Origin of the sequence: Paracoccus marinaquae, from assembly GCF_018860165.1 — a bacterium.
Lineage (GTDB): Bacteria > Pseudomonadota > Alphaproteobacteria > Rhodobacterales > Rhodobacteraceae > Paracoccus > Paracoccus marinaquae.
Genome location: NZ_JAHKNG010000049.1, coordinates 1 through 22,453, shown reverse-complemented (window position 1 = coordinate 22,453; position 22,453 = coordinate 1). Strand labels below are relative to the sequence as shown.

The window sequence follows — 22,453 nt, the reverse complement described above, 5'->3', positions numbered from 1 at the left end:
CTGATGTGGCATCAGCCATGGGAGGGTCTCCTGATGAAAGGTTGGTCTTCAGCAACCAAACCTTCCCATCAGGGGGCCATTCCCGCCAACACAGACACCTCTCCCGCGTCAGCGGCTTCGTTCAATCTCAGAGATGATTTTGTCTTTCATTTACCCAATGTCCGTCAAATTGGAAGATGCTGTCAACGAGTTCCGGATAAGGTTGACGCTGGCGACAAGCGGTCATTGGCGCAGCCGCAGCGAACTAGTGCTTCGTCCCGCAAAGCCGACATTCCCGCCCCACGCAGCGAAAGTCGGCAGATGTAGAGCTTTCCCGCGATAGACGTATATCTTTTCGCGCCTTTTACCTGTCGATGCATGGTTTTCCCGAGAAATCCGACTCGTCAGTGCGAAAACCAAGATGCGCGCCAGAGAAATGCGCCGCGACCTGCCGGCGGTGGGGTGCGCGGCAATGCTCGACCAGATAGATCCCCTGCCATGTTCCCAGCATCATCCGGCCAATCTGAACCGGGACCTGCAGGCTGACCGGCAGCACCGCGGCCTTCAGATGGGCCGGCATGTCGTCGGGCCCCTCGCTGCGATGCCTGATCCAGCCCATCGAGGGATGGTCGGCCGGCGGCGCGATCCGGTCGAGCCAGTCCAGCAGGTCCGCCTGAACATCCGGGTCGGCGTTTTCCTGGATCAGCAGCGAGCAGGAGGTATGCCGGACCATCAGCGTCAGCAGACCATCGCCCGCGCCCTGACCCGCCAGCCATGCCGCCACCTCGCCGGTGATCTCATGGCAGGCCGGGCCATGGGTGGCGACGGTCAGGACGCGGTTCACTCCGCGGCCTCGGGGCCACGATCGCGCGGCGGCTCCAGCACGGCGGGATCATCGGCCCGGTCATGGTCCAGACCGATCTGTTTTTGCGTCCGCGCGCCCAGTTCGCGCAGCATCTCGACCTGCCGGATGACATTGCCCGAGCCGCGGCTGAGCCGGTCCATCGCCTGCCCATGCGCGCGCGTGGCCTGATCCAGCGCCTTGCCGACACCCTCCATCGACTCGACGAAGCCCGCGACCTTGTCATAGAGCGCGCCGGCCCGGCGGGCGATCTCCAGCGCGTTCGTTTCGCGCCGCTCGACCGCCCAGATATGCTCGACCGTGCGCAGGGTCAGCATCAGCGTGGTCGGCGTGGTCAGCCCGACGCCGCGTTCCAGCGCGAATCCGGCCAGCGCCGGATCGGCCCGCAGCGCCTCGGAAAAGGCGCCCTCGATGGGGATGAACATCAGCACGTAATCGACCGAGGCATCATCCATCCGGTGATAGCCCTTCTCGGCCAGCGTCGTCACGTGGTTGCGGATCGCCGTGACATGGCGGCGCAGCGCCGCCTCGGCCTCGGCCGGATCCTCGCTGTTGACCGAGATTTCGTAATCGTTCAGCGACACCTTGCTGTCGATCACCATGATCTTCTGGCGCGGCATCTTGACGATCACGTCGGGGCGCCACAGCTTGCCGTCCTCGTCGCGCCAGCTGCTCTGCATGTCGTAATGCGTGCCCGCTTCCAGCCCCGATTCCTCGAGGATGCGTTCCAGCACCATCTCGCCCCAGGCGCCCTGACGCTGCTTCTCGCCCTTCAGCGCGCGGGTCAGGTTCACCGCCTCGCGCGAGATATCCTCGGACCGTTTGTGCAGGAAGGCGATCTGTTCGCGCAACCGCGCACCTTCCTCGTCCAAGACCTTGTTTCTGGCCTGCAATTCTGTCTGGAAGCGATGCACCTGATCGCGGAAGGGGGTCAGCAGCGCGGTCAGTTGCTCGCCCTGCACCTTCTGCATGTCGCCCTGCTGGACCCGCAGCGTTTCGGCCGACAAGAGCTTGAACTGCGCCGTCATCTCGTCGCGCAATTCGCGCAGGGTGGCGATCTCGCGGGCGGCGGCCTCGCGGTCCTTTTCGGCCCGCAGATGGGCCTCGGCCAGTTCGGTCTGCAGCCGCGAAGACTGCTGGCGGGCCTGATGCAGCGCGTCATCCAGCCCGTCGCGATCCGCGCCGAGTTCAGCCAGCCGCAGGGCCTGCCCTTCCAGCCGCACCTCCTGCTGGCCCGCCCGCAGTTCCAGGGTGCGCGCCTCGGCGTTCAGCGCCTGCAGGCGCGTCTCCTGCACTGACGCATCATTGGCGGCCCGGGCCAGCCGCGCCCCGGCCATGTTCAGGCCGCGCCGCCAGCGCGCCGCCAACCACCACAGCAGCAGCAGAACGACCACGGCCCCGGCCAGCAGCGTCTGGACCGTGGCCAGATCGTTGAGCCAGAGACGAATCTGCGTGGCATAGTCCTGCAGCATGAACACTCCGGGGTTGATCGGTCAGGGATCAGTGTTCACTTTTTGTGCGCATGCGCAAGCCCTGCCAGACTGCCGCGCCCCGCCGGGACGCGGCGCCTCGGGATCACGCCGCCAGCCCGACGCCTACTGGTCCAGGAAGGACCGCAGCTTGCGCGAGCGTGAGGGATGCTTCAGCTTGCGCAGCGCCTTGGCCTCGATCTGGCGGATCCGTTCGCGGGTGACGCTGAACTGCTGGCCGACCTCTTCCAGCGTGTGATCGGTGTTCATGCCGATGCCGAAACGCATGCGCAGCACCCGTTCCTCGCGCGGGGTCAGGCTGGCCAGAACCCGGGTCGTGGTTTCCTTCAGGTTTTCCTGAATGGCGCTGTCCAGCGGCAGGACCGCGTTCTTGTCCTCGATGAAATCGCCAAGCTGGCTGTCCTCCTCATCCCCGATCGGGGTCTCGAGGCTGATCGGCTCCTTGGCGATCTTCATCACCTTGCGGACCTTTTCCAGCGGCATCTGCAGCTTGTCGGCCAGTTCCTCGGGCGTGGGCTCACGGCCGATCTCGTGCAGCATCTGGCGGCCGGTGCGGACCAGCTTGTTGATCGTCTCGATCATGTGGACCGGGATGCGGATGGTGCGGGCCTGATCGGCAATGGATCGCGTGATCGCCTGCCGGATCCACCATGTTGCATAGGTCGAGAACTTGTAGCCGCGGCGGTATTCGAACTTGTCCACCGCCTTCATCAGACCGATATTGCCTTCCTGAATGAGATCAAGGAATTGCAGGCCGCGGTTCGTGTATTTCTTGGCGATCGAGATGACCAGGCGCAGGTTCGCCTCGACCATCTCCTTCTTGGCCTGACGCGCCTCCTTCTCGCCGCGCTGGACCTGGCTGACGATGCGGCGGAATTCCTCGATATCGACGCCGACATATTGCCCGACCTCGGCCATGTCGCCGCGCAGTTTCTCGACCTGATCGCGCGAGCGTTCGAACAGCGCCTGCCAGCCGCGCCCGGATTGCTGCGACATGCGGTCGACCCAGGCCGGGTCCAGCTCGCTGCCGCGATAGGCGTCGATGAATTCGCGCCGGTTGATGCGGGCCGCGTCGGCCAGCTTGACCATGCCCGAATCGATGGTGACGATCCGGCGGTTGATGCCGTAAAGCTGGTCGACCAGCGCCTCGATGCGGCTGTTGTTGAGGTGCAGCTCGTTCACCAGCGCCACGATCTCGCTGCGCAGCTTCTGGTATTCGGATTCGGCGGCGGCCGAGAAACTGTCATCCTCGTTCAGCGTCGCGGACATGCGCTGGTCCTGCATGTCAGCCAGGCGCTCGTAGTCATGGGCGATGATTTCGAGGGTTTCCAGAACCTTGGGCTTGAGGCTGGCCTCCATCGCCGCAAGCGAGAGATTGGCGCCCTCGTCCTCGTCCTCGTCTTCCTCGCGCGCCATGGGATTGCCGTCGGCATCCAGCTCCTCGCGCTCCTGCGAGGATTGGGCCGTCTCGCCCTCATCCGCCAGGTCTTCCTCGTCCTCGCCCTCGTCGCCGTCCATCGACTGGCCGAAGGTGGTTTCGAGGTCGATCACGTCGCGCAGCAGGATTTCCTCTTCCAGAAGCTCCTGGCGCCACATGGTGATGGCCTTGAAGGTCAGCGGGCTTTCGCACAGGCCCGCGATCATGGTGTTGCGGCCGGCCTCGATGCGCTTGGCGATGGCGATCTCGCCCTCGCGCGACAGCAGCTCGACCGAGCCCATCTCGCGCAGGTACATGCGCACCGGGTCGTCGGTGCGGTCCAGCTTTTCCGTCTCGGTGGTGGCGACCGCGACCTCGCGCGAGGTCGAGGCGGTGGTGGCAACGGCGCCGCCCTCGGCGTCCTCGGCCTCGTCCTCGTCCTCGATGACGTTGATGCCCATTTCGGACAGCATCGACATCACGTCCTCGATCTGCTCGCTGCTGACCTGTTCGGGCGGCAGGACGGTGTTCAGCTGATCATAGGTGATGTAGCCGCGTTCGCGCGCCTCGGCGATCATCTTCTTGACTGCCGCCTGGCTCATGTCCAGCGAATGGGCGTTGTCGTCCTTGTCGGTCTTGTCTTGCTCGTCGTCCTTGGTGGCCATCCAGGGCTCCTTCTCGGGCGGGTGATTCGCGGGACCGGGCGAATCACCGCGAATTTGGTCCAGTACTAGCGCGGACGAGCGGCGAATCAAAGACCGGGGCAATGGCTGATTCGCACCCCTGACTGCGGGTGATTCGTCCCTGCCCGGTCAGCGCCGCGGCGGTTTGCGCCAGATCTCGCCGCTGATGAACTGCTCCAGCTGGCTCGACAGGGCGTCGCGATCCTCGTTCAGATCGCCGCTATCCTCCATCTCCGGTCGCTCGGCCCGGTGCCGGGCGCGGGTGATCTGCTGCATCCGCCAGGTCAGGCCCTCATCGGCCTCGCCCTGAATTTCCGCCTCGGCCCGGGCCAGTTCGGCACCGGCCGCGCGCCGCGCCTCCAGCCGTTCGAGAAGATTGGCCAGGATGGCCGTCGCGGCGACCTCATCCTGCGATTCGATCACGGCGGGGGTGAGGCCCAGATGGGCGTCGGCGCGCAGCGTTTCAAGGGCGCGGCGCCCGTCCGGGCTGTCGCCCCCCGACAGCAGGTCATGCAGCAGCGCGGCGCGGCCCGGATCCTGCGGCAGCAGCCGTTCCAGACGGGTTTCGACCACGGCCACAAGGTCCGGGCGCAGGGCGCAGATGAGCAGGCTGGCGCCCTCCAGCAGCCATTCGCCGGATAGCGGGCCGCTGGCCTGAAGCATGGGCGCGCGCGGCACGTTCGGGGCCATCGAGGCCCCTCCGCGCCGGGCGGGCCTCTGGCCCGCCGCGCCCGAGCCGCCCCGCCGCGCCTGCCAGCCCGTGCCGAACAGGTCGTGCCGCTTGGCCCGGATCTCGTCGCCATAGTGACGGCGGGTCAGCTCGTCGGGGATGCGCCCGATCGCCTCCTGCAGCCGGCGGTCCAACGCCGCCTTGCGCTCCGGGCTGTCGAAGACCTGCCCCTCGGTCTCGCGCGCCCAGAGCAGATCGACCAGCGGCCGCGCCTGATCCAGAAGCGCGGCCATCGCCCCCGCCCCGGCCGATCGGATCAGGTCGTCCGGGTCCTGCCCCGCCGGCAGCATCACGAAGCGCAGCGCCTGCCCCGGCCCGGTCATCGGCAACGCGAGATCGATCAGGCGCTGCGCCGCCCGCTGCCCGGCCGCATCGCCATCCAGCGCGATGACCGGCTCGGGCGCGAGGCGCCACATCAGCCGCAACTGCTCTTCGGTGATCGCGGTGCCGAGGGGCGCCACCGCGCCCTCGAACCCGGCCCGCGCCAGCGCGATCACGTCCATATAGCCCTCGGCCACCACCAGACGCTGGCCCCTGGCCACCGCCGCCCGCGCCGGGCCGATATTGTAGAGATTGCGCCCCTTGTCGAAGAGCGGGGTTTCCGGGCTGTTAAGATATTTCGCCCGCGCATTCGGGTCCATCGCCCGGCCGCCGAAACCGATGCAGCGCCCCTGCCCGTCACGGATCGGAAAGGTGATCCGACCGCGGAACCGGGCATAGGCCGCGCCGCCATCGTCGGGCCGGGCCGCCATCCCGGCCTCGATGATCAGCGCCTCGGCCATGCCCTTCTCGCGCAGCGCCTGGATCAGTGCCGTGCGGCTGTCGGGCGCAAAGCCGATCTCGAACCGCGCCTCGGCCTCGGGATCGAGGCCACGCCGGGCCAGATAGTCGCGCGCCCCGGCCGCCGCGCCGGTCTGCAACTGCAGCCGGAACCAGCGGCAGGCGGCCTCGGTCACCTCGAAGAGCTGCGTGCGCCGGTCGCTGCGTTCGCGCGCCCGCGGGTCAGGCTCGGGCATCTGCATCCCGGCCTCGGCGGCCATGACCTTGACCGCGCCGATGAAATCCAGGCCCTCGGATTCGCGCAGGAAACTCAGCGCGTCGCCCTTGGCGTGGCAGCCAAAGCAGTAATAGAAGCCCTTCTGATCGTCGCAATGGAAGCTGGCCGATTTCTCCTGATGGAACGGGCATGGCGCCCACCAGTCGCCCCGGGCCTGATTCGACTTGCGCAGATCCCACACGACCTTGCGCCCGATCACGCGGCTGATCGGGACGCGGTTGCGCAATTCGTCAAGGAAGCCGGGCGGCAGACTCATGGGGCGATTATCGGACGGGCGCGCGGGGCGGTAAAGCCGTGCAGGCGGGCAATCTGCGGCGGGGCGGCGGTCACGTCAATCGGCGCCCACCGCGCCGCGCGCCAGATCCCAGTAGATATCGCCGATCCGCTGCCGGTCCAGGCGACCGCCCTCGCGATACCAGTTCGTCACCCCGGTCAGCATCGCGATCAGCGCCATCGTGGCCAGCTTGCGGTCCGGGACATGCATCACCCCGGCCACGATCCCATCATGCAGGATCCGGTCCAGTGCGGCCTCATAGCGACCGCGCAGCGCGGCGATGCGCTGGTAGTTCGCGGGCGTCAGGTTGCGCAGTTCCATATAGGACAGGAACACCCCATCCGGACGATCGAGGCTGAAGGCGATGTGAAAGCGCACGAAAGCCTCGAGCCGGGCCAGCGGATCGGCGGTCGCGTCGTCCTGCCAGGCCGCCAGCAGATCCTGCATATGCGTCTCCAGAAGATCGAACAGCAGCGCCTGCTTGTCGGGCGTATAGGCATAGAGCGCGCCGGCCTGCACGCCGACGGCGGCGGCAATCTGACGCATGGAGACCGCAGCATAGCCCTGCCGGGCAAACAGCCGGCGGGCTTCGTCGCGAATGAGCGGGCCGGTAATCTCGGCGCGGGATCCTTGGGTTCTGGCCATATCGCTTCTTAGAGCGGCGGCGCCCGGGGGGAAAGCTTTGCCTTGCATCGCGCCGACCGCGGCGATGCCGGTTGCCGACCGCCGCGCGCGGCCCTAACCTGCGAGCCATGTGCCATCCATCCCGCCTTGCCGCGTTCTGCGCCCTGCTGATCCTGTCCGCCTGCGGCGGTGGCGCCGGGCGATACCCGGCGCTGATGCCCTCGGATCTGATCCTGGCCGAGCCCGCCCTGCCCGATCATGCCGGAATCGCCGCAGCCAGCCCGGATCAGGCGGATGCGGCGACAGAGACGCGCGGGGCCGCGCTGCGCGATCGGGCCGCCTCGCTGCAAGGCCCGGTGATCGATCCCGAGACCCGCGCGCGGATGCAGCGCGCCCGCAGGTGATTGAACGGCACCGGGCCGCTGGTTAGGGTCTCGTGACCCGTCCGGAGGCGCAGAATGCCCGTCATCACCTGCATCGAAGATCTGAAGGCCCTGCATCGCGCCCGCACACCGCGGATGTTCTATGACTACGCGGAATCGGGCAGCTATACTGAGCAGACCTTCCGCGAGAACAGCACGGATTTCGCCCGGCTGAAGCTGCGGCAGAAGGTGGCGGTGGACATGTCGGGGCGCAGCACCGCCTCGGACATGGTCGGCCTTCCGGTCGCCATGCCGGTCGGGTTGGCTCCGGTCGGCATGACCGGGATGCAGCATGCCGACGGCGAGATCCTCGCCGCCCGCGCGGCCGAGAGATTCGGTGTGCCCTTCTGCCTCTCGACGATGTCGATCTGCTCGATCGAGGATGTCGCGGCGCATACCGGCGCGCCCTTCATGTTCCAGCTTTACGTGATGAAGGATCAGGATTTCCTGGCCGGTCTGATCGAGCGCGCCCAGCGGGCGAAGTGCAGCGCGATGGTGCTGACGCTGGATCTGCAGATCCTCGGCCAGCGCCACAAGGACCTGAAGAACGACCTGTCCGCGCCGCCCAAGCTGACCCTGCCGACACTGCTGGACATGGCAACCAAATGGCGTTGGGGCATGGGCATGCTGCAGACCAGGCGGCGCTTCTTCGGCAATATCGTCGGCCATGCCAAGGGCGTGACGGCCGGGGATGTGGCCTCGCTGATGGACTGGACCGCCGCCCAGTTTGACGAGCGGCTGGATTGGGACAAGATCGCCCAGATCCGCGACATGTGGGGCGGCAAGCTGATCCTGAAGGGCATTCTCGACCCCGAGGATGCGCGCATCGCCGCGGATTTCGGCGCCGACGCGATCATCGTCAGCAATCACGGCGGGCGGCAACTGGACGGAGCCCTGTCCTCGATCCGGATGCTGCCGCATATCGTCGAGGCGGTCGGCGACAAGGTCGAGATCCATCTCGACAGCGGCATCCGCAGCGGTCAGGACGTGCTGAAGGCGCTGGCCCTCGGGGCGCATTCCACCTGGATCGGGCGGGCCTTCATCCACGGCCTCGGCGCGATGGGCGAGGCGGGCGTGACCAAGGCGCTGGAGGTCATCCGCAAGGAACTGGATATCAGCATGGCCCTGTGCGGCGAGCGCGATGTCAGAGCACTGGGGCGGCAGAACCTGCTGGTCCCGCAAGGGTTTGCGACGGAATACGGCGCCTGAAGGCGCTTCGTCGGTCAGAAGCTCTGGCGTATCGGGTCCTGTCTCCACCCCAGACGCCGAATGCCGAGGACCACAAGCGCCGGTACGAAGAACCCGGCCAGCGCCGGAAGAAGCGGATGCGTCCAGCCCAGCACCGTTGCCCCATACAGAAACAGCACATGCATGATATAGATCGCCAGGGCCATCTGCCCCAGCGGCAGGTCGGTCGGCGGAGCCTCGATCCTCAGGATCAGGCCGAACAGGGCCGGGGTCAGCAGGAAAATGCCCAGCGGAAACTCAAGCAGCGCATAGGGGCCGATGACCGTCAGCGTCAGGGTGTTCTCCACCAGGGCCAGGGCAAACCCGATCTGAGCCAGGCGCATCATTCGCGCGCGGTCGGGCAGCGGCCAGGGCAGTGCCTTCGGATCGGCCATCCCCAAGGCGAAAAGATAGCCCATGGCCACGAATGGAAAGATGTAGAACGGTCCGCTGCGATAGATGTCCAGCGGAATATCGACCAGATGGGTCACCTGAAGAAACTGCAGCGAAAGGCCGATCACGGCACAGATGATCGCGGCGCGCGCCAGAACCTTCGGCCCCTTTCGTGCGAACAGGATCAGCAAGACGGCACCGATCGCCAGCGCTTCGAGAAACCACAGGTGATAGAACCCCAGAAGGAACTCTCGCAGATTGAGCAATGCGCTTTGGTGCCACAACCGCATGATCAGAAAGAACACGGCGTACCAGGTGACATAAAGCACTAGGAGCCGGAATATCCAGGTCCGGGAGCGACCCTTCAGACCGGTCCTGAACAAAAAGAATCCCGACGCCATCGCGAACAGCGGCACCGCAGTCCGGAACACGGTATTCGCAAGGATGACATAGGGCAGTCCAAGCGTCTCTCGCCCCAATCCGGCATGCCCGATGACCACGAAGGCGATGATGACAATCTTCATGTAATCGACGGCGTAAATTCGCTGGGTCATGAAGAATGTCTCGCTACAATGGCAAATCGCTACAAGTATGGCCCGCCAACCGACAGGCCTGTCGGCAGATGCGCACACGCCCGGCAAGGGAAATCTCTTCGGATAGGCATATTGTTGCCGATGCCGTCTGTCAAACAAAAGATCGGTTTGAATTCGTCGATTCGCCCTTCACATTCCGGCCGCCCTGGTGTACCGCCGCGCCCTGCCGTCATGCACCCTTGGAGGATGACGGTGTCAACAACTGCTTAAGGAATAGCTATCATGGCCAAAGAGATCCCGGATCTGGTGGCCGAGGCACGCGCGGGGACAGGCAAGGGGGCCGCCCGCCAAGCTCGCCGCGAAGGCAAGGTGCCCGGCATCGTATATGGCGACCACAAGGACCCGGTCGCCGTTGCGTTCGAATTCAACAACCTGCTGACCAAGCTGCGTGCCGGTCGCTTCATGTCCACCCTGTGGAACCTGAAGGTCGACGGTCAGGAAGACGTTCGCGTCATCTGCCGCGGCGTGCAGAAGGATGTCGTGAAGGATCTGCCGATCCATATCGACTTCATGCGCCTGCGCCGCACCTCGAAGGTGAACCTGTTCATCCCGGTCGAGTTCATCAACCATGAGAAATGCCCCGGCCTGAAGAAGGGCGGCACCCTGGTGACCGTGCGCGCCGAGGTCGAACTGATCGTGACCGCGGGCGACATCCCCGATCACATCACCGTCGACCTGTCGGGCCACGAAGTCGGCGACAGCATCCATATTGCCGATGTGGAACTGCCCGCCGGCTCGAAGCCGACCATCGACCGCAACTTCGTCATCGCCAATCTTGCCGCCCCCTCGGCGCTGCGCTCCAGCGACGAGGAAGCCGCCGGTGCCGATGAGGAAGCCGAGGCGTCCGCCGAGGAATGATCCCTTTCGGGATCGCGCTGATCTGGGGCGGTGCCGATGGCGCCGCCCTTTCCTTTTTCACGCCGCTTTGCTAGCCAGCGCCCTGCCCTTGCGGCGCGCGAAGACAAGAGGTCCGGATGGAGCCCGTCCATATCATCGGTGCCGGCCTCGCCGGTTCGGAAGCCGCCTGGCAGATCGCCCGGGCCGGCGTCCCGGCGGTGCTGCACGAAATGCGCCCGGCGGTCGCCACCTTCGCCCACAAGACCGGCGATTGCGCCGAGATGGTCTGCTCAAACAGCTTTCGTTCGGATGACGACCGGATGAACGCGGTCGGCCAACTGCACTGGGAGATGCGGGCAGCCGGGGGCCTGATCATGGCCATGGCCGACCGCCACCGCCTGCCCGCCGGCGGCGCGCTGGCGGTGGACCGCGAGGCGTTTTCGGCCGGCGTCACCAGCGCCCTGCGGGATGAGCCGCTGGTCCGGATCGTTCCCGGAGAAATCACCGAACTGCCCGCCGAGGGCAACTGGATCGTGGCCACCGGGCCGCTGACCTCGGACGCGCTGGCGGCGGCGATCCGGGCCGGGACCGGCACCGCGTCGCTGGCCTTCTTCGACGCCATCGCCCCGATCGTTCACGCCGACACCATCGACATGTCGGTCGCCTGGGAACAGAGCCGCTATGACAAGGGCGAGACCGAGGCCGAACGCCGCGCCTATATCAACTGCCCGATGACCAGGCCGCAATACGAGGCCTTCATCGACGCGCTGCTGGCCGCCGACAAGACCGAGTTCCGCGAGGGCGAGGCCGCCTCGGCCCCCGACCCCACGCCCTATTTCGACGGCTGCCTGCCGATCGAAGTCATGGCCGAGCGCGGCCGCGAGACCCTGCGCCACGGCCCGATGAAGCCGGTCGGCCTGACCAATGCCCACAAGCCCGGCGAAAAACCCTATGCCGTGGTCCAGCTTCGCCGCGACAATGCCTTGGGAACGCTGTATAATATCGTCGGCTTCCAGACCAAGATGAAATATGGCGCCCAGACCGCGGTGTTTCGCATGATCCCGGGGCTGGAGAATGCCGGCTTCGCGCGGCTGGGCGGCATCCACCGCAATTCCTTCCTGAACTCGCCGACGCTGCTTGATGAGCGGATGCGGCTGCGCGCGCGCCCGAACCTGCGCTTTGCCGGGCAGGTCACCGGGGTCGAGGGTTATGTCGAAAGCGCCGCCATGGGCCTTCTGGCGGGACGGATGGCCGCGGCGCAAGCGAAGGGGGCCGATCTGGCGCCGCCACCCTTCACCACGGCGATGGGCGCGCTGGTCAATCACATCACCGGCGGCGCCGAGGCCAGGACCTTCCAGCCGATGAACGTGAATTTCGGGCTGTTCCCGCCGCTGGAAGACAGTCGCGGCGGGCGGAAGGGCCGCAAGGATCGCTATCCGGCCTATACGCAGCGTGCCAAGGACGATTTCAGCACATGGCTGGCCGCGCAGTAAGACGCACCCGCTTCGCGCCCTCGCCCACCGGGCTGCTGCATCTGGGCCATGCCTATGCGGCGCTGGTCGCCGCCCGCGAGGCCGGTCCCGGCCAGTTCCTGCTGCGGATCGAGGATATCGACCGCGACCGCTGCCGCCCCGAATTCGAGGCCGCGATCCACGAGGATCTTGCCTGGCTGGGCCTTGACTGGCAGCGCCCGGTCATGCGCCAGACCGGGCGCATGGAGGCCTATCGCGCCGCCCTGACCCGGCTGGCGCCGCTGTGCTATCCCTGTCGCTGCCGGCGCGGCGATATCCGCGCCGCGCTGTCGGCCCCGCAGGAAGGCGCGCTGCCGGCGGGGCCGGACGGGCTGATCTATCCCGGGACCTGCCGGGGGCGCAGCATGGCGGATGCCGGGGCGGACGACGTGATCCGCCTCGACGTGGCCCGGGCCTTCGACATGCTGCAGATCGATCGCCTTGCTTTCCGCGACGAGGCCATCATGCCCGGCCATGACCACAATCTGAGCCGGGCCGAGTTTCTGGACGGCATCGGCGACGTGATCCTGGCGCGGCGCGGCATGGGCACCTCATACCATCTGGCCGTTGTGGTGGACGACGCGGCGCAGGGCATCACCGTCATCACACGCGGAAAAGACCTGTACGATTCCACATGGATACATGTTCTTCTTCAGAAGCTGATGAAGCTGCCGACGCCGCTCTATCATCACCACCGGCTGATCCGGGACGAGGCCGGCAGGCGGCTGGCCAAGCGTGACGATGCCCGCGCCATCCGCCAGTTGCGCGCCGAAGGCGCCAGCCCGCAGGACATTCACCGGATGGTCGGGTTCTAGCCCTCGGGCTGCATGATCTCGACCTCGGCGCCGTCGCGGATGGCGGTGAAAAAGCAGCTGCGCCGGTTCGTGTGACAGGCCGGGCCGCTTTGCCGGACCAGCGCCAGCAGGCAGTCGCGGTCGCAATCCACGCGCAGTTCGGCCAGTTCCTGTACATGGCCCGAACTTTCCCCCTTGACCCAGAACGCCCGGCGCGACCGGGACCAATAGGTGACGCGGCCGGTCGCCAGCGTGCGGGCCACCGCCTCGGCATTCATCCATGCCACCATCAGCACCTCGCCGGTTGCGGCCTCCTGCGCGATGCAGGGGATCAGGCCGTTGGCATCGTATTTCAGGCTGGCTGGATCGAACATCGGGTTTCCTTTCGGCTTCGGGGCACCTATCTAGGACGGATGCAGCGCACGGAAAAGGACCGATGCCCGACAGCGACCTGATGCAGCTTTATTCACGCCGGATTCTGGCGCTGACGACGGCCATCCCGCATCAGGGCCGTCTCGCCCGGCCCGATGGCAGCGCAAGGCAGCGATCCCCGCAATGCGGATCTTCGGTGTCGGTCGATGTGGTCCTGAAGGACGGCCGCATTGCCGATTTCGCCCAGGAGGTGCGCGCCTGCGCCCTGGGCCAGGCCTCGGCCGCCGTTCTGGGCGGCGCCGTGATCGGCCGCAGCCACGCCGAAATCCTGACCGCCCGCGACCAGTTGCGGGCCATGCTGAAGGAGGCCGGCGATCCCCCCTCGGCACCCTTCGCCGATCTCGAGGCCCTGCTGCCTGCCCGCGACTATCCCAACCGTCACGCCTCGATCCTGCTGGCATGGGAGGCGACGCTGACAGCCATGGACGAGGCCCAGGCCGCGGCCTGAGCGCAAGAAAAAACCGGCCCGCGACGGGGCCGGTCAAGTTGCGCGTGCAGGGACAGGACGGCGCACAGGCGGACGGCACCGTTTTCGCAACGCGGGGCAGAGAGGATCAGGCCTGCAGGATAGCGGGCAGCCACAAGACGATGATGGTCGTGATCGAAAGCCCGGCAAGGCCAAGGGCGTCACAGATGAATTCGCGGGACATGAAGTGATGCGGCATGGGGCAACTCCTATCTGTTGCCTTTTTGTTCTCATATCGCCGCACCGCTGTAAAGAACTTTTTAGGAACATTTTAACGAATCTTAACCGATGCCGATCAGCCGGATCGCCTCGTCCTGGCTCATCAGCCACATCAGGGCGCGGATCGCCTGCCCGCGCGATGTTTCAAGATCCGGGTCGTTTTCCAGCAATGCCCGGGCGTCCTGCCGGGCCACGGCCATCAGCCCGGCCTGATGTTCCAGGTCACCGATGCGGAATTGCGGCAGGCCGGACTGAGCGGTGCCGATCACGTCGCCTGCGCCGCGCATCTCCAGATCGACCTCGGCGATCCGGAACCCGTCCTCGGTGTCGCGCAGGGTGGTCAGGCGGCGCGCGCCGGTTTCCCCCAGAGGCGCGTGATACATCAGCACGCAGGTCGAGGCGCCCTGCCCGCGCCCGACGCGCCCGCGCAGCTGGTGCAGTTGCGCCAGCCCGAAATTCTCGGCCCGTTCGATCACCATGATCGTGGCCTCCGGCACATCCACGCCGACCTCGATCACGGTGGTGGCGACCAGGATCGCGGCGCGGCCGGCGGTGAAATCACCCATCGCCGCATCGCGCTGATCGGGCGGCATCTGGCCGTGGAGCAGCCGGACCCGGTCGCCGAACTGCGCGCGCAGGGCCTGAAACCGCGCCTCGGCGGCGGTCAGGTCGCTGAGCTCGCTTTCCTCGACCAGCGGGCAGACCCAATAGGCGCGCGCGCCGTGATCCAGCGCCGCGCGCAGCCGCGCGGTCACCTCGTCCAGCCGCTGGTCGCTGATCATCACCGTGGTGACGGGCTGCCGCCCGGGCGGCTTTTCGTCCAGCACCGACAGGTCCAGATCGCCATATTGCGTCAGCGCCAGCGAGCGCGGGATCGGTGTCGCCGTCATCACCAGCATGTCGGGCGGCGCATCGCCCTTGGCCGACAGTTCCAGCCGCTGCGCCACGCCAAAGCGGTGCTGTTCGTCGATGATCGCCAGCCGCAGATCGTGAAACTGCACGTCCTTCTGAAACACCGCATGCGTGCCGACCAGAATGTCGATGCGCCCCGTGGCCAGATCCTCCAGCAACTGCCCGCGCAATTCCCCCTTGTCGCGGCCGGTCAGCGCCGCCAGCCGGATCCCCGCCGCCCGCGCCAGCGGCTCCAGTGCGCGGGCATGCTGGCGGGCGAGGATCTCGGTCGGCGCCATCAGCACCGCCTGCCCGCCCGCCTCGACCGCGATCAGCGCCGCCAGCATGGCGACCAGTGTCTTGCCCGAGCCGACATCGCCCTGCAGCAGCCGGCTCATCCGGTGCGCGCCGGCCATGTCGGCGGCGATTTCCCCGACCGCGCGGCTTTGCGCGCCGGTCGGCGGCCATGGCAGGCTGTTCAGCACCGCGCGCCGCAAGCGCCCGTCACCTGCACTGGGGCGGCCTCTGGCGCGGCGCTTTTCGCGGCGAACCAGTGCCAGCGTCATCTGATGGGCCAGAAATTCGTCATAGGCCAGCCGCGCCCGTGCCGGGCTGTCGGGCGACAGGTCCCTGGCCGAGCCGGGGGCATGGGCCAGCCGCAGCGCCTCGGTGAAACCCGGCCAGCCGCGGGTGGCCAGCACCTGCGGATCGGTCCATTCGGCCAGGTCGGGCACACGCTCCAGCGCGGCCTCGGCCGCCCGGGCCATGCTGCGCTGCGTCAGCCCGGCCGACAGCGGATAGACCGGCTCGAACTCCGGCGGCAGCGGCTCGTCCTCGCGCAGGATATGGTCGGGGTGAACCATCTGGGCGAGGCCGTCGAACAGCTCGACCTTGCCGCTGAGCACGCGGCGCGCGCCGGTCGGCAACTGCTTCTCGATCCAGTCGCGCCGGGGATGAAAGAAGACCAGCGTCAGGTCGCCGCCCTGATCGTCGCCGCAATGAACGCGCCAGGGGCGACCGCGCGCCGTCGGCGGATGGTGGCGGCCGACCGTGACCGTGACCGTCACCGTCTCGGGCGGCCGGGCCTCGGCCAGGCGCGCGATGCGCCGGCGGGTCACGCCGCTGTTCGGCAGGGTCAGGATCAGGTCGCGCGGCCGTTCGATCCGCATCTGCGCCAGCGCCGCCTGCCCCTTGGCGCCGATCCCGGGCAGCGTGTCGATCGCCGCGAACAGCGGAAACAGCGCCGGGGGCCGTCCCTTGGGCGCGTTCATTGCCCCGCGATCCGCAGCCATTCATCCTCGTCGATGACGGCAACCCCGAGATCCGCCGCCTTCTTCGCCTTCGAGCCCGCGCCCGGCCCGGCGACGACCAGATCGGTCTTCGCGCTGACCGAGCCCGCAACCTTCGCCCCCATCGCCTCGGCCCGGGCCTTGGCCTCGGCCCGGGTCATCCGCTCCAGCGTGCCGGTGAAGACCAGCGTCTTGCCGCTGATCTCGGTATTGGCCGCGGCGGGCGAATCGTCGGGCCGGATATCCAGATGTGCGGCCAGCCGGTCGATGCCGGCGCGTTCCGCCGGCTGCCGGAAGGTGGTGACCAGCGACTGGACCAGCACCGCGCCGATCCCGTCGATGCCGGTCAGTTCCGCCCAGTTCGGACTGTCGGCCAGCGCCGCCTTGCGGGCCTTGTCGTCGGGGGCCGCGAAGGCAGGTTCCTGCGCGGCGCCGTCCACGGCGGCCACCAGCGCCTGCCAGGTGCCGAAATGCCGGGCCAGCGTCGCCGCCGCGACCTCGCCCACATGGCGGATCCCAAGCGCGAAGATCAGCCGTTTCAACTCGATCCGCCGCCGCTCCTCGATCGCCGCAAACAGCTTTTCAACCGAGCGTTCGCCGAAGCCGTCCCGGTTCTTCAGCTTCGGCAGATTGGCCGCGTCGCGTCCGGCCAGCGTGAAGATATCGGCGGGTTCACGGATCGGCAGGGTGTCGTCGGCAAAGAACATCTCGATCTGTTTCGCCCCCAGCCCCTCGATATCGAAGGCCGCGCGGCTGACGAAATGCTTCAGCTTCTCGACCGCCTGCGCCGGGCAGACCAGCCCGCCCATGCAGCGGCGCACGGAATCGCCGGGCTCGCGGATCGCCTCGGATCCGCATTCGGGACAGCGGGTCGGAAAGGCATAGGGCTGGGCGTCACCGGGGCGCCGCGACAGGTCCACATCGGCGATCTTGGGGATCACGTCACCGGCACGATAGACCTTGACCCAATCGCCCTCGCGGATGTCGCGCCCCTCGCGGATCGGGTTCCCGGCGCTGTCGCACCCGGCAATGTAATCCTCGTTATGCAGGGTCGCGTTCGAGACGACGACACCGCCGACCGTCACCGGCTCCAGCCGCGCCACCGGCGACAGCGCACCGGTCCGGCCGACCTGAATCTCGATCCGGTCAAGCCGGGTCCAGGCGGTCTCGGCCGGGAACTTGTGCGCCAGCGCCCATCGCGGCGTGGTCGAGCGGAACCCCAGCCGCGCCTGATAGCCCAGATCATCGACCTTGTAGACCACGCCGTCGATGTCATAGCCCAGCGTCGCACGCTGCTGCTCGATCTCGGCCCAGACGGCGATCATCGCGCCGGCATCGGCGCAAAGCCGCATCAGCGGGTTGGTCCGGAAGCCCAGTGCCGCAAGGCGTCCGACCGCCTGCATCTGGCTCTGGGCCAGCGGCTCGCTCAACTCGCCCCAGCCATAGGCAAAGAACTTCAGCGGCCGGCTGGCGGTGACGGCGGCATCGATCTGGCGCAGCGATCCGGCCGCCGCATTGCGCGGATTGGCAAAGACCCGGCCGCTGCCCTCGGCATTCAGCCGCCCGAAATCGGCATGGCTCATATAGACCTCGCCGCGCACCTCCAGAATCGCGGGCACGTCGCCCTGCAGGATCTGCGGAATATCGCTGATGGTCCGGGCATTGGCGGTGACATTCTCGCCCACCGCCCCGTCGCCGCGGGTCGCGGCCTGCACCAGCCGGCCGGATTCGTAGCGCAAGGACAGCGACAGCCCGTCGATTTTCGGCTCGGCGGTAAAGGCCAGCGGCGCGTCGGCGCCAAGACCCAGAAAGCTGCGCACCCGGGTCACGAAATCGCCGACATCCTCGTCCGAAAAGGCGTTTTCAAGCGACATCATCCGCTGTGCATGAGTGATCTTGCCGAAACCCTCGGCCGGGGCCGCGCCGACCCTGCCGGTGGGGCTGTCGGGCGCGGCCAGTTCGGGAAAGGCGGCCTCCAGATCGGCCAGCCGCCGCTTCAGCGCATCGTATTCGGCATCATTGATGACCGGCGCATCGAGGGCGTGATACTCCTCATTGGCCCGGGCCACCCGCGCGGCCAGATCGGCGATCTCATCGGCGGCCTCCCGCGCGGTCAGATCGCCGGGCGCCGGGCGCGCATCAAGGGACAACGGCGCGCCAGCCATGTCGGTTTCTGCCTCGTCCCGCCTCGAATTCTGCGCCATCGCCCTGCACCCTGCCCTTGCCGTTCCCGATCGGCGGCCATCGCCACCTGCCCCTCTATACGATGCGAAAGCCGGCCTCGCCCAGAGGGGCCGGCCGGAATCGCGGGACGGGATATCGCCCCGCCGGAGGGACGCAGAATCGGGGGGTCTCGGCGGCGGCAGGCGCCCGGAATGAAACCGGCCGGCACCGGGAGGGCGGGCCGGCCGGAACTTCCGGTCTGGTCGGTCAGCGATCAGGCGCCGACGGCCATCCGTTCGGCATTGCCGGGGCCGGGATCGCGCAGCACATAGCCGCGCCCCCAGACGGTCTCGATATGGTTGTCGCCGCCAAGCGCCTCGGACAGTTTCTTGCGCAGCTTGCAGATGAAGACATCGATGATCTTCAACTCGGGCTCGTCCATGCCGCCATAGAGGTGATTGAGGAACATCTCCTTGGTCAGCGTCGTGCCCTTGCGCAGGCTGAGCAGTTCGAGAATCTGGTATTCCTTGCCGGTCAGGTTCACCGGCCGGCCCTTCACCTCGACCGAACGGGCATCGAGATTCACCACGATCTCGCCCGTCTGGATGATCGCCTGGCTATGCCCTTTCGAGCGACGGATGATCGCCTGGATCCGCGCCTGCAACTCTTCGCGGTTAAATGGTTTGGTCATGTAATCATCGGCGCCGAACCCGAAGCCACGCAATTTGCTTTCGGTATCGTCAGATCCGGTCAGGATCAGGATCGGGGTGTCGATCCGCGCCAGCCGGATATGGCGCAACACTTCCATGCCGTGCATGTCCGGCAGATCCAGATCCAGAAGGATCAGGTCGTAATCGTACAGTTTGGCCAGGTCGATCCCTTCCTCGCCCATATCGGTGCGAAAGACATTATAGCTGGCCGCAGTCAGCATCAGTTCGATCGCGCGTGCGGTGCTGGGATCGTCCTCAACCAGAAGTATACGCATGACGTGGTCTCACTCTTGATTCGTCTAGGTCCAGCACCGACAATCGGCCCATCGGGTTAATATGTCGTTACTTATGAACGTTAATTGTACCGGATGCAACCTATGGTTGTCTGAATTTCTGGATCGATGTGACCTTCAGCGCGGCAGAGCCATGACGCCGCATGGCCTCGCACCAGCTGTCGAATTCCTCCTCCGACAACCCGTAACGGCGCAGCGCGTCATCGCGGGAAATCAGCCCGTGTCTCACCGCCAGCACCACGATCTCCTTGCGTCGCGCAACCCATCGCGTGGTCGCGGGCGGCAGATCCGCCACGGTCAGGATGCTGCCATCGGGCAAGGAGACGGTCCGGGGGCCACTGCTTTTCTTCACGAACATTCCACCTGTCCTTTGGTCGCGTCCTGCGACACTGGCGGAAAGCCCTTAAATGGCGGTTAGCCAGAACCGCTTTTTCAAGCGTCCCGGGTTGAGAATGCGTGGCATTTACCTATATTTCGACGCAATTCGCGACAGGCCTTCGAGATAACCGATGACCACCACCACTGCCCGCGCCCCGGCGCGCGATCCTGCTTTGAACAGCCTCGGCTTTGCCAAACCTCCCGCGCAGACGCGCGTGGTGGTGGCGATGTCGGGTGGCGTGGACAGTTCGGTCGTGGCCGCCCGGCTGAAATCCGAGGGCTATGACGTGATCGGCGTCACCCTGCAGCTTTACGATCACGGGGCGGCCCTGGCCAAGAAGGGCGCCTGTTGCGCCGGCCAGGACATCCATGACGCCCGCCGCGTGGCCGAGCGGATGGGCTTTCCGCATTACGTGCTGGATTACGAGAACCGGTTCCGCGAATCGGTGATCGACGAATTCGCCGATGCCTATCTGGCCGGCGCCACCCCGGTGCCCTGCATCCGCTGCAACGAGCGGGTGAAATTCCGCGACCTGCTGGAAACCGCGCGCGATCTCGACGCCGATTGCATGGCCACGGGCCATTATATCCAGCGCAAGGACGGCCCGGTGAAGGCCGAGTTGCACATGGCCGCCGATCCGGCCCGCGACCAGAGCTATTTCCTGTTCTCGACCACCCAGGAACAGCTGGATTTCCTGCGCTTCCCGCTGGGGCATCTGCAAAGCAAGGCCGAAACCCGGGCGCTGGCGGCCGAATACGGGCTGTCGGTCGCCGACAAGCCCGACAGCCAGGATATCTGCTTCGTCCCGAACGGCGATTATGCCGCGGTGATCGAGAAACTGCGCCCCGGCGCCGCCGATCCGGGCGAGATCGTGGACATGGACGGGAACGTGCTGGGCCACCATCGCGGCGTCATCCACTATACCATCGGCCAGCGCCGCGGCCTCGGCATCGGCGGTCTGGGCGATCCGCTCTATGTCGTGCGGCTGGACCCCGAGGCGCGCCGCGTCGTCGTCGGCCCGAAAGAGGCGCTGGCCACGACCATCGTGCCGGTCTCCGAGGTGAACTGGCTGGGTGACCGGCCGTTTTCGGGCGAGATCGCCTGCTCGGTCCGCATCCGCTCGACCCGGCCGCCGCGCCCGGCGATCCTGCGCCCCACCGGCAGCGCCCGGGCCGAGATCGAATTGCTGGATGCCGAGGAGGGCGTCAGCCCCGGCCAGGCCTGCGTCTTCTACGAAAGCGATGGCACCCGCGTCCTGGGCGGCGGCTGGATCAGCCTGCGTCGGCGGCCAGCAGCCTGATCCGCTCGACCATCGCCCGCAACCCGTTCGAGCGCTGCGAGGAAAGATGTTCGTCCAGGCCCAGCCGGGCCAGTTCGGCATGGGCATCGACGCGGGTGACCTCGGCCAGGCTCAGGCCCGAATACAGCGCGTGCAGGATGGCGATCAGCCCGCGCACGATCATCGCGTCGCTGTCGCCCTGAAAATCGAAACGGCCGTCCTCGATCACCGGCATGATCCAGACCTGGCTGGCGCAGCCCTCGACCTTGGTGGCCGGCACCTGCAGCGCCGCATCCATCGGCGGCATGGCCCGGCCCAGTTCGATGACGTGGCGATAGCGATCTTCCCAGTCATCGAGGAAGTCGAAGGTCTCGGCGATATCTTCAAAGGCGGGACTGGCCATGGCGGGCTCCTTTCGGATGACGGTTAGCGCGGGCGGCGCCCGAGGTCAAAGAGGCTTTCGCCGCCCGCAGCTTTCCCCTAACAATCGGGCAAAACGCGATGGATGGTGACATGAGGATACTGACCGCTCCGCTGCTGATCTCGGCGCTACTTCTTTCGGGCTGCGGCGGGAGCTTCAGCGACAGCGGCTGGAACCCGTTCGGCTGGTTCGGCGGCAGTCCCAGCCCGACGCTCGAGCCCGAGGAAGGCTATGACAACGTCACCGACCTGCGCCCCGGCATCCCGCAGATCACCGGCGCCCGCTGGGAGCCGACGAATGAGGGCCGGCTGCTGGTGGTCACCGCCATGGCCCCGACCAAGGGCTATTCCTCGGTCGCGCTCATCACCAGCCGCCCCCAGCCCGAGGGCCGGATCAGCCCGGACCCGGACGGCGTCCTGCGGCTGCGCATGGTCGGCCTGCCCCCGATCCCGGGCAGCGAGGCCTCGCGCCTGCCGGCACGCCCCGAAACCGACGAGATCACCGCGGCCATGCCGCTGTCGTCGGTCCAGCTGGCGGGCGTCACCGCGGTCGAGATCACCGGCGCGGCGAATGTGGTGACGATCCGGCGCTGATCGGCCCCGCCACCGCGCGACCAGCCGTGTCTGGCGCGCATCATGGTTTCCGTACTGACGGGTCGGATGTCTCCGGAAAACCATGCATCGATGGGCAAAAAAGCACGGAAAGATATACGTTTATCGCGGGAGATCTCCACTTCTGCCGACTTTCGCTGCGCGGGGAGGGAATGTCGCTGATGCGGGACGAAGCGGACGTTTAGCCGCTGCTTGAATCTGGAGGGTTCAATCTGGAGGGTTCTGTGAGGTCGCGTGGCGGATCGGGGGCGTCTTGGCGCGTTCCGCGACCTCATTGAAACCGGATTGAACGAAGCCGCGGTCCGGTTTGGCGCTATGGGAATTGTGGTGTTTGGGCAGGCCGGGGGTGTTGTGCGCGCCGACGGGCATGGCGGTGAATGGCAGCAGCCCGGGTGCTGCCGGTGCCG

The 22,453-nt window shown here is 66.8% G+C and carries 21 protein-coding genes; 8 read left to right on the top strand and 13 right to left on the bottom strand.

Features of this window, described 5'->3' with window-relative positions:
- Positions 1-343: 343 nt before the first annotated feature.
- The 5 genes from KNW02_RS18060 to KNW02_RS18040 all read right to left on the bottom strand — a co-directional run bounded on the left by KNW02_RS18060 (position 344) and on the right by KNW02_RS18040 (position 7,137).
- A complete protein-coding gene (locus KNW02_RS18060) occupies positions 344-823 on the bottom strand; it encodes a secondary thiamine-phosphate synthase enzyme YjbQ (RefSeq protein ID WP_216034614.1) in 480 nt (159 codons plus the stop codon).
- Positions 820-2,313 carry a DNA recombination protein RmuC gene (locus KNW02_RS18055; protein WP_216034613.1) on the bottom strand — a complete coding sequence of 498 codons (1,494 nt, stop codon included), beginning with the start codon at positions 2,311-2,313 and terminating at the stop codon, positions 820-822. The genes KNW02_RS18060 and KNW02_RS18055 overlap by 4 nt, the downstream gene beginning before the upstream one ends.
- A gap of 123 nt (positions 2,314-2,436) precedes the next feature.
- Entirely contained in the window at positions 2,437-4,413 is a 1,977-nt protein-coding gene (gene rpoD / locus KNW02_RS18050; protein WP_216034612.1) for an RNA polymerase sigma factor RpoD, read from the bottom strand.
- Positions 4,414-4,560: 147 nt separating this feature from the next.
- A complete protein-coding gene (gene dnaG / locus KNW02_RS18045; protein ID WP_216034611.1) occupies positions 4,561-6,474 on the bottom strand; it encodes a DNA primase in 1,914 nt (637 codons plus the stop codon).
- A gap of 75 nt (positions 6,475-6,549) precedes the next feature.
- Positions 6,550-7,137, bottom strand: a complete 588-nt coding sequence (locus KNW02_RS18040; RefSeq protein ID WP_216034610.1) for a TetR/AcrR family transcriptional regulator — start codon at positions 7,135-7,137, stop codon at positions 6,550-6,552.
- A gap of 107 nt (positions 7,138-7,244) precedes the next feature.
- Between KNW02_RS18040 and KNW02_RS18035 the strand changes: the two genes are divergently transcribed.
- Positions 7,245-7,520: a hypothetical protein gene (locus tag KNW02_RS18035; protein ID WP_216034609.1), complete on the top strand. Its 276-nt coding sequence runs from the start codon at positions 7,245-7,247 to the stop codon at positions 7,518-7,520.
- A gap of 54 nt (positions 7,521-7,574) precedes the next feature.
- Positions 7,575-8,747: an alpha-hydroxy acid oxidase gene (locus tag KNW02_RS18030; protein WP_216034608.1), complete on the top strand. Its 1,173-nt coding sequence runs from the start codon at positions 7,575-7,577 to the stop codon at positions 8,745-8,747.
- A gap of 14 nt (positions 8,748-8,761) precedes the next feature.
- On the opposite strand, the gene KNW02_RS18025 is transcribed toward KNW02_RS18030, so the two are convergent.
- On the bottom strand, positions 8,762-9,712 hold the full coding sequence (locus KNW02_RS18025) for an acyltransferase family protein (RefSeq protein ID WP_216034607.1): 951 nt from the start codon (positions 9,710-9,712) through the stop codon (positions 8,762-8,764).
- A gap of 261 nt (positions 9,713-9,973) precedes the next feature.
- On the opposite strand from KNW02_RS18025, the gene KNW02_RS18020 reads away from it, so the two are divergent.
- The 3 genes from KNW02_RS18020 to gluQRS all read left to right on the top strand — a co-directional run bounded on the left by KNW02_RS18020 (position 9,974) and on the right by gluQRS (position 12,914).
- Positions 9,974-10,609 carry a 50S ribosomal protein L25/general stress protein Ctc gene (locus KNW02_RS18020; protein ID WP_216034606.1) on the top strand — a complete coding sequence of 212 codons (636 nt, stop codon included), beginning with the start codon at positions 9,974-9,976 and terminating at the stop codon, positions 10,607-10,609.
- A gap of 116 nt (positions 10,610-10,725) precedes the next feature.
- Positions 10,726-12,081, top strand: coding sequence for a methylenetetrahydrofolate--tRNA-(uracil(54)-C(5))-methyltransferase (FADH(2)-oxidizing) TrmFO (trmFO, locus tag KNW02_RS18015; protein ID WP_216034605.1), 1,356 nt, complete (start codon positions 10,726-10,728; stop codon positions 12,079-12,081).
- Positions 12,063-12,914, top strand: coding sequence for a tRNA glutamyl-Q(34) synthetase GluQRS (gene gluQRS / locus KNW02_RS18010; protein WP_216034604.1), 852 nt, complete (start codon positions 12,063-12,065; stop codon positions 12,912-12,914). Before trmFO ends, gluQRS begins: the two co-directional genes overlap by 19 nt.
- Here gluQRS and hisI read toward each other — a convergent pair.
- Positions 12,911-13,267 carry a phosphoribosyl-AMP cyclohydrolase gene (hisI, locus tag KNW02_RS18005; protein ID WP_216034603.1) on the bottom strand — a complete coding sequence of 119 codons (357 nt, stop codon included), beginning with the start codon at positions 13,265-13,267 and terminating at the stop codon, positions 12,911-12,913. The two genes, gluQRS and hisI, sit on opposite strands and share 4 nt — an antisense overlap.
- 62 nt (positions 13,268-13,329) lie before the next feature.
- Here hisI and KNW02_RS18000 point away from each other — a divergent pair, with 62 nt between their 5' ends.
- Positions 13,330-13,773, top strand: coding sequence for an iron-sulfur cluster assembly scaffold protein (locus KNW02_RS18000; protein ID WP_216034602.1), 444 nt, complete (start codon positions 13,330-13,332; stop codon positions 13,771-13,773).
- Positions 13,774-14,072: 299 nt separating this feature from the next.
- On the opposite strand, the gene recG is transcribed toward KNW02_RS18000, so the two are convergent.
- The 4 genes from recG to sciP all read right to left on the bottom strand — a co-directional run bounded on the left by recG (position 14,073) and on the right by sciP (position 19,714).
- Complete coding sequence (gene recG / locus KNW02_RS17995) at positions 14,073-16,193, bottom strand: ATP-dependent DNA helicase RecG (protein ID WP_216034601.1); 2,121 nt, start codon at positions 16,191-16,193, stop codon at positions 14,073-14,075.
- Positions 16,169-18,355 (bottom strand): NAD-dependent DNA ligase LigA, encoded by a 2,187-nt coding sequence (gene ligA, locus KNW02_RS17990; RefSeq protein ID WP_216034615.1) that lies wholly within the window; start codon positions 18,353-18,355, stop codon positions 16,169-16,171. Before ligA ends, recG begins: the two co-directional genes overlap by 25 nt.
- Positions 18,356-18,627: 272 nt before the next feature.
- Positions 18,628-19,338 carry a response regulator transcription factor CtrA gene (gene ctrA / locus KNW02_RS17985; RefSeq protein WP_216034600.1) on the bottom strand — a complete coding sequence of 237 codons (711 nt, stop codon included), beginning with the start codon at positions 19,336-19,338 and terminating at the stop codon, positions 18,628-18,630.
- A gap of 100 nt (positions 19,339-19,438) precedes the next feature.
- Positions 19,439-19,714, bottom strand: coding sequence for a CtrA inhibitor SciP (gene sciP, locus KNW02_RS17980; protein ID WP_216034599.1), 276 nt, complete (start codon positions 19,712-19,714; stop codon positions 19,439-19,441).
- Positions 19,715-19,865: 151 nt separating this feature from the next.
- Between sciP and mnmA the strand changes: the two genes are divergently transcribed.
- Positions 19,866-21,035 carry a tRNA 2-thiouridine(34) synthase MnmA gene (mnmA, locus tag KNW02_RS17975; protein WP_216034598.1) on the top strand — a complete coding sequence of 390 codons (1,170 nt, stop codon included), beginning with the start codon at positions 19,866-19,868 and terminating at the stop codon, positions 21,033-21,035.
- Here mnmA and KNW02_RS17970 read toward each other — a convergent pair.
- The gene (locus KNW02_RS17970) at positions 21,007-21,417 is read right to left on the bottom strand and encodes a SufE family protein (RefSeq protein ID WP_216034597.1); all 411 of its coding nucleotides are present in this window, start codon (positions 21,415-21,417) and stop codon (positions 21,007-21,009) included. The genes mnmA and KNW02_RS17970 overlap by 29 nt on opposite strands.
- A gap of 110 nt (positions 21,418-21,527) precedes the next feature.
- On the opposite strand from KNW02_RS17970, the gene KNW02_RS17965 reads away from it, so the two are divergent.
- Positions 21,528-22,028, top strand: coding sequence for a hypothetical protein (locus KNW02_RS17965; protein ID WP_216034596.1), 501 nt, complete (start codon positions 21,528-21,530; stop codon positions 22,026-22,028).
- 225 nt (positions 22,029-22,253) lie between these two features.
- Here KNW02_RS17965 and KNW02_RS17960 read toward each other — a convergent pair.
- Positions 22,254-22,453 (bottom strand): hypothetical protein (locus KNW02_RS17960; RefSeq protein ID WP_216034595.1); only part of this gene is annotated, 200 nt, incomplete at its 5' end.

What these genes read in the sequence shown, in the direction of transcription:
- KNW02_RS18055 (WP_216034613.1), bottom strand. Translation starts at nt 2,313, where the DNA reads ATGCTGCAGGACTATGCCACGCAGATTCGTCTCTGGCTCAACGATCTG.
- rpoD (WP_216034612.1), bottom strand. Translation starts at nt 4,413, where the DNA reads ATGGCCACCAAGGACGACGAGCAAGACAAGACCGACAAGGACGACAAC.
- dnaG (WP_216034611.1), bottom strand. Translation starts at nt 6,474, where the DNA reads ATGAGTCTGCCGCCCGGCTTCCTTGACGAATTGCGCAACCGCGTCCCG.
- KNW02_RS18040 (WP_216034610.1), bottom strand. Translation starts at nt 7,137, where the DNA reads ATGGCCAGAACCCAAGGATCCCGCGCCGAGATTACCGGCCCGCTCATT.
- KNW02_RS18035 (WP_216034609.1), top strand. Translation starts at nt 7,245, where the DNA reads ATGTGCCATCCATCCCGCCTTGCCGCGTTCTGCGCCCTGCTGATCCTG.
- KNW02_RS18030 (WP_216034608.1), top strand. Translation starts at nt 7,575, where the DNA reads ATGCCCGTCATCACCTGCATCGAAGATCTGAAGGCCCTGCATCGCGCC.
- KNW02_RS18025 (WP_216034607.1), bottom strand. Translation starts at nt 9,712, where the DNA reads ATGACCCAGCGAATTTACGCCGTCGATTACATGAAGATTGTCATCATC.
- KNW02_RS18020 (WP_216034606.1), top strand. Translation starts at nt 9,974, where the DNA reads ATGGCCAAAGAGATCCCGGATCTGGTGGCCGAGGCACGCGCGGGGACA.
- trmFO (WP_216034605.1), top strand. Translation starts at nt 10,726, where the DNA reads ATGGAGCCCGTCCATATCATCGGTGCCGGCCTCGCCGGTTCGGAAGCC.
- gluQRS (WP_216034604.1), top strand. Translation starts at nt 12,063, where the DNA reads ATGGCTGGCCGCGCAGTAAGACGCACCCGCTTCGCGCCCTCGCCCACC.
- hisI (WP_216034603.1), bottom strand. Translation starts at nt 13,267, where the DNA reads ATGTTCGATCCAGCCAGCCTGAAATACGATGCCAACGGCCTGATCCCC.
- KNW02_RS18000 (WP_216034602.1), top strand. Translation starts at nt 13,330, where the DNA reads ATGCCCGACAGCGACCTGATGCAGCTTTATTCACGCCGGATTCTGGCG.
- recG (WP_216034601.1), bottom strand. Translation starts at nt 16,193, where the DNA reads ATGGCTGCGGATCGCGGGGCAATGAACGCGCCCAAGGGACGGCCCCCG.
- ligA (WP_216034615.1), bottom strand. Translation starts at nt 18,355, where the DNA reads ATGGCTGGCGCGCCGTTGTCCCTTGATGCGCGCCCGGCGCCCGGCGAT.
- ctrA (WP_216034600.1), bottom strand. Translation starts at nt 19,338, where the DNA reads ATGCGTATACTTCTGGTTGAGGACGATCCCAGCACCGCACGCGCGATC.
- sciP (WP_216034599.1), bottom strand. Translation starts at nt 19,714, where the DNA reads ATGTTCGTGAAGAAAAGCAGTGGCCCCCGGACCGTCTCCTTGCCCGAT.
- mnmA (WP_216034598.1), top strand. Translation starts at nt 19,866, where the DNA reads ATGACCACCACCACTGCCCGCGCCCCGGCGCGCGATCCTGCTTTGAAC.
- KNW02_RS17970 (WP_216034597.1), bottom strand. Translation starts at nt 21,417, where the DNA reads ATGGCCAGTCCCGCCTTTGAAGATATCGCCGAGACCTTCGACTTCCTC.
- KNW02_RS17965 (WP_216034596.1), top strand. Translation starts at nt 21,528, where the DNA reads ATGAGGATACTGACCGCTCCGCTGCTGATCTCGGCGCTACTTCTTTCG.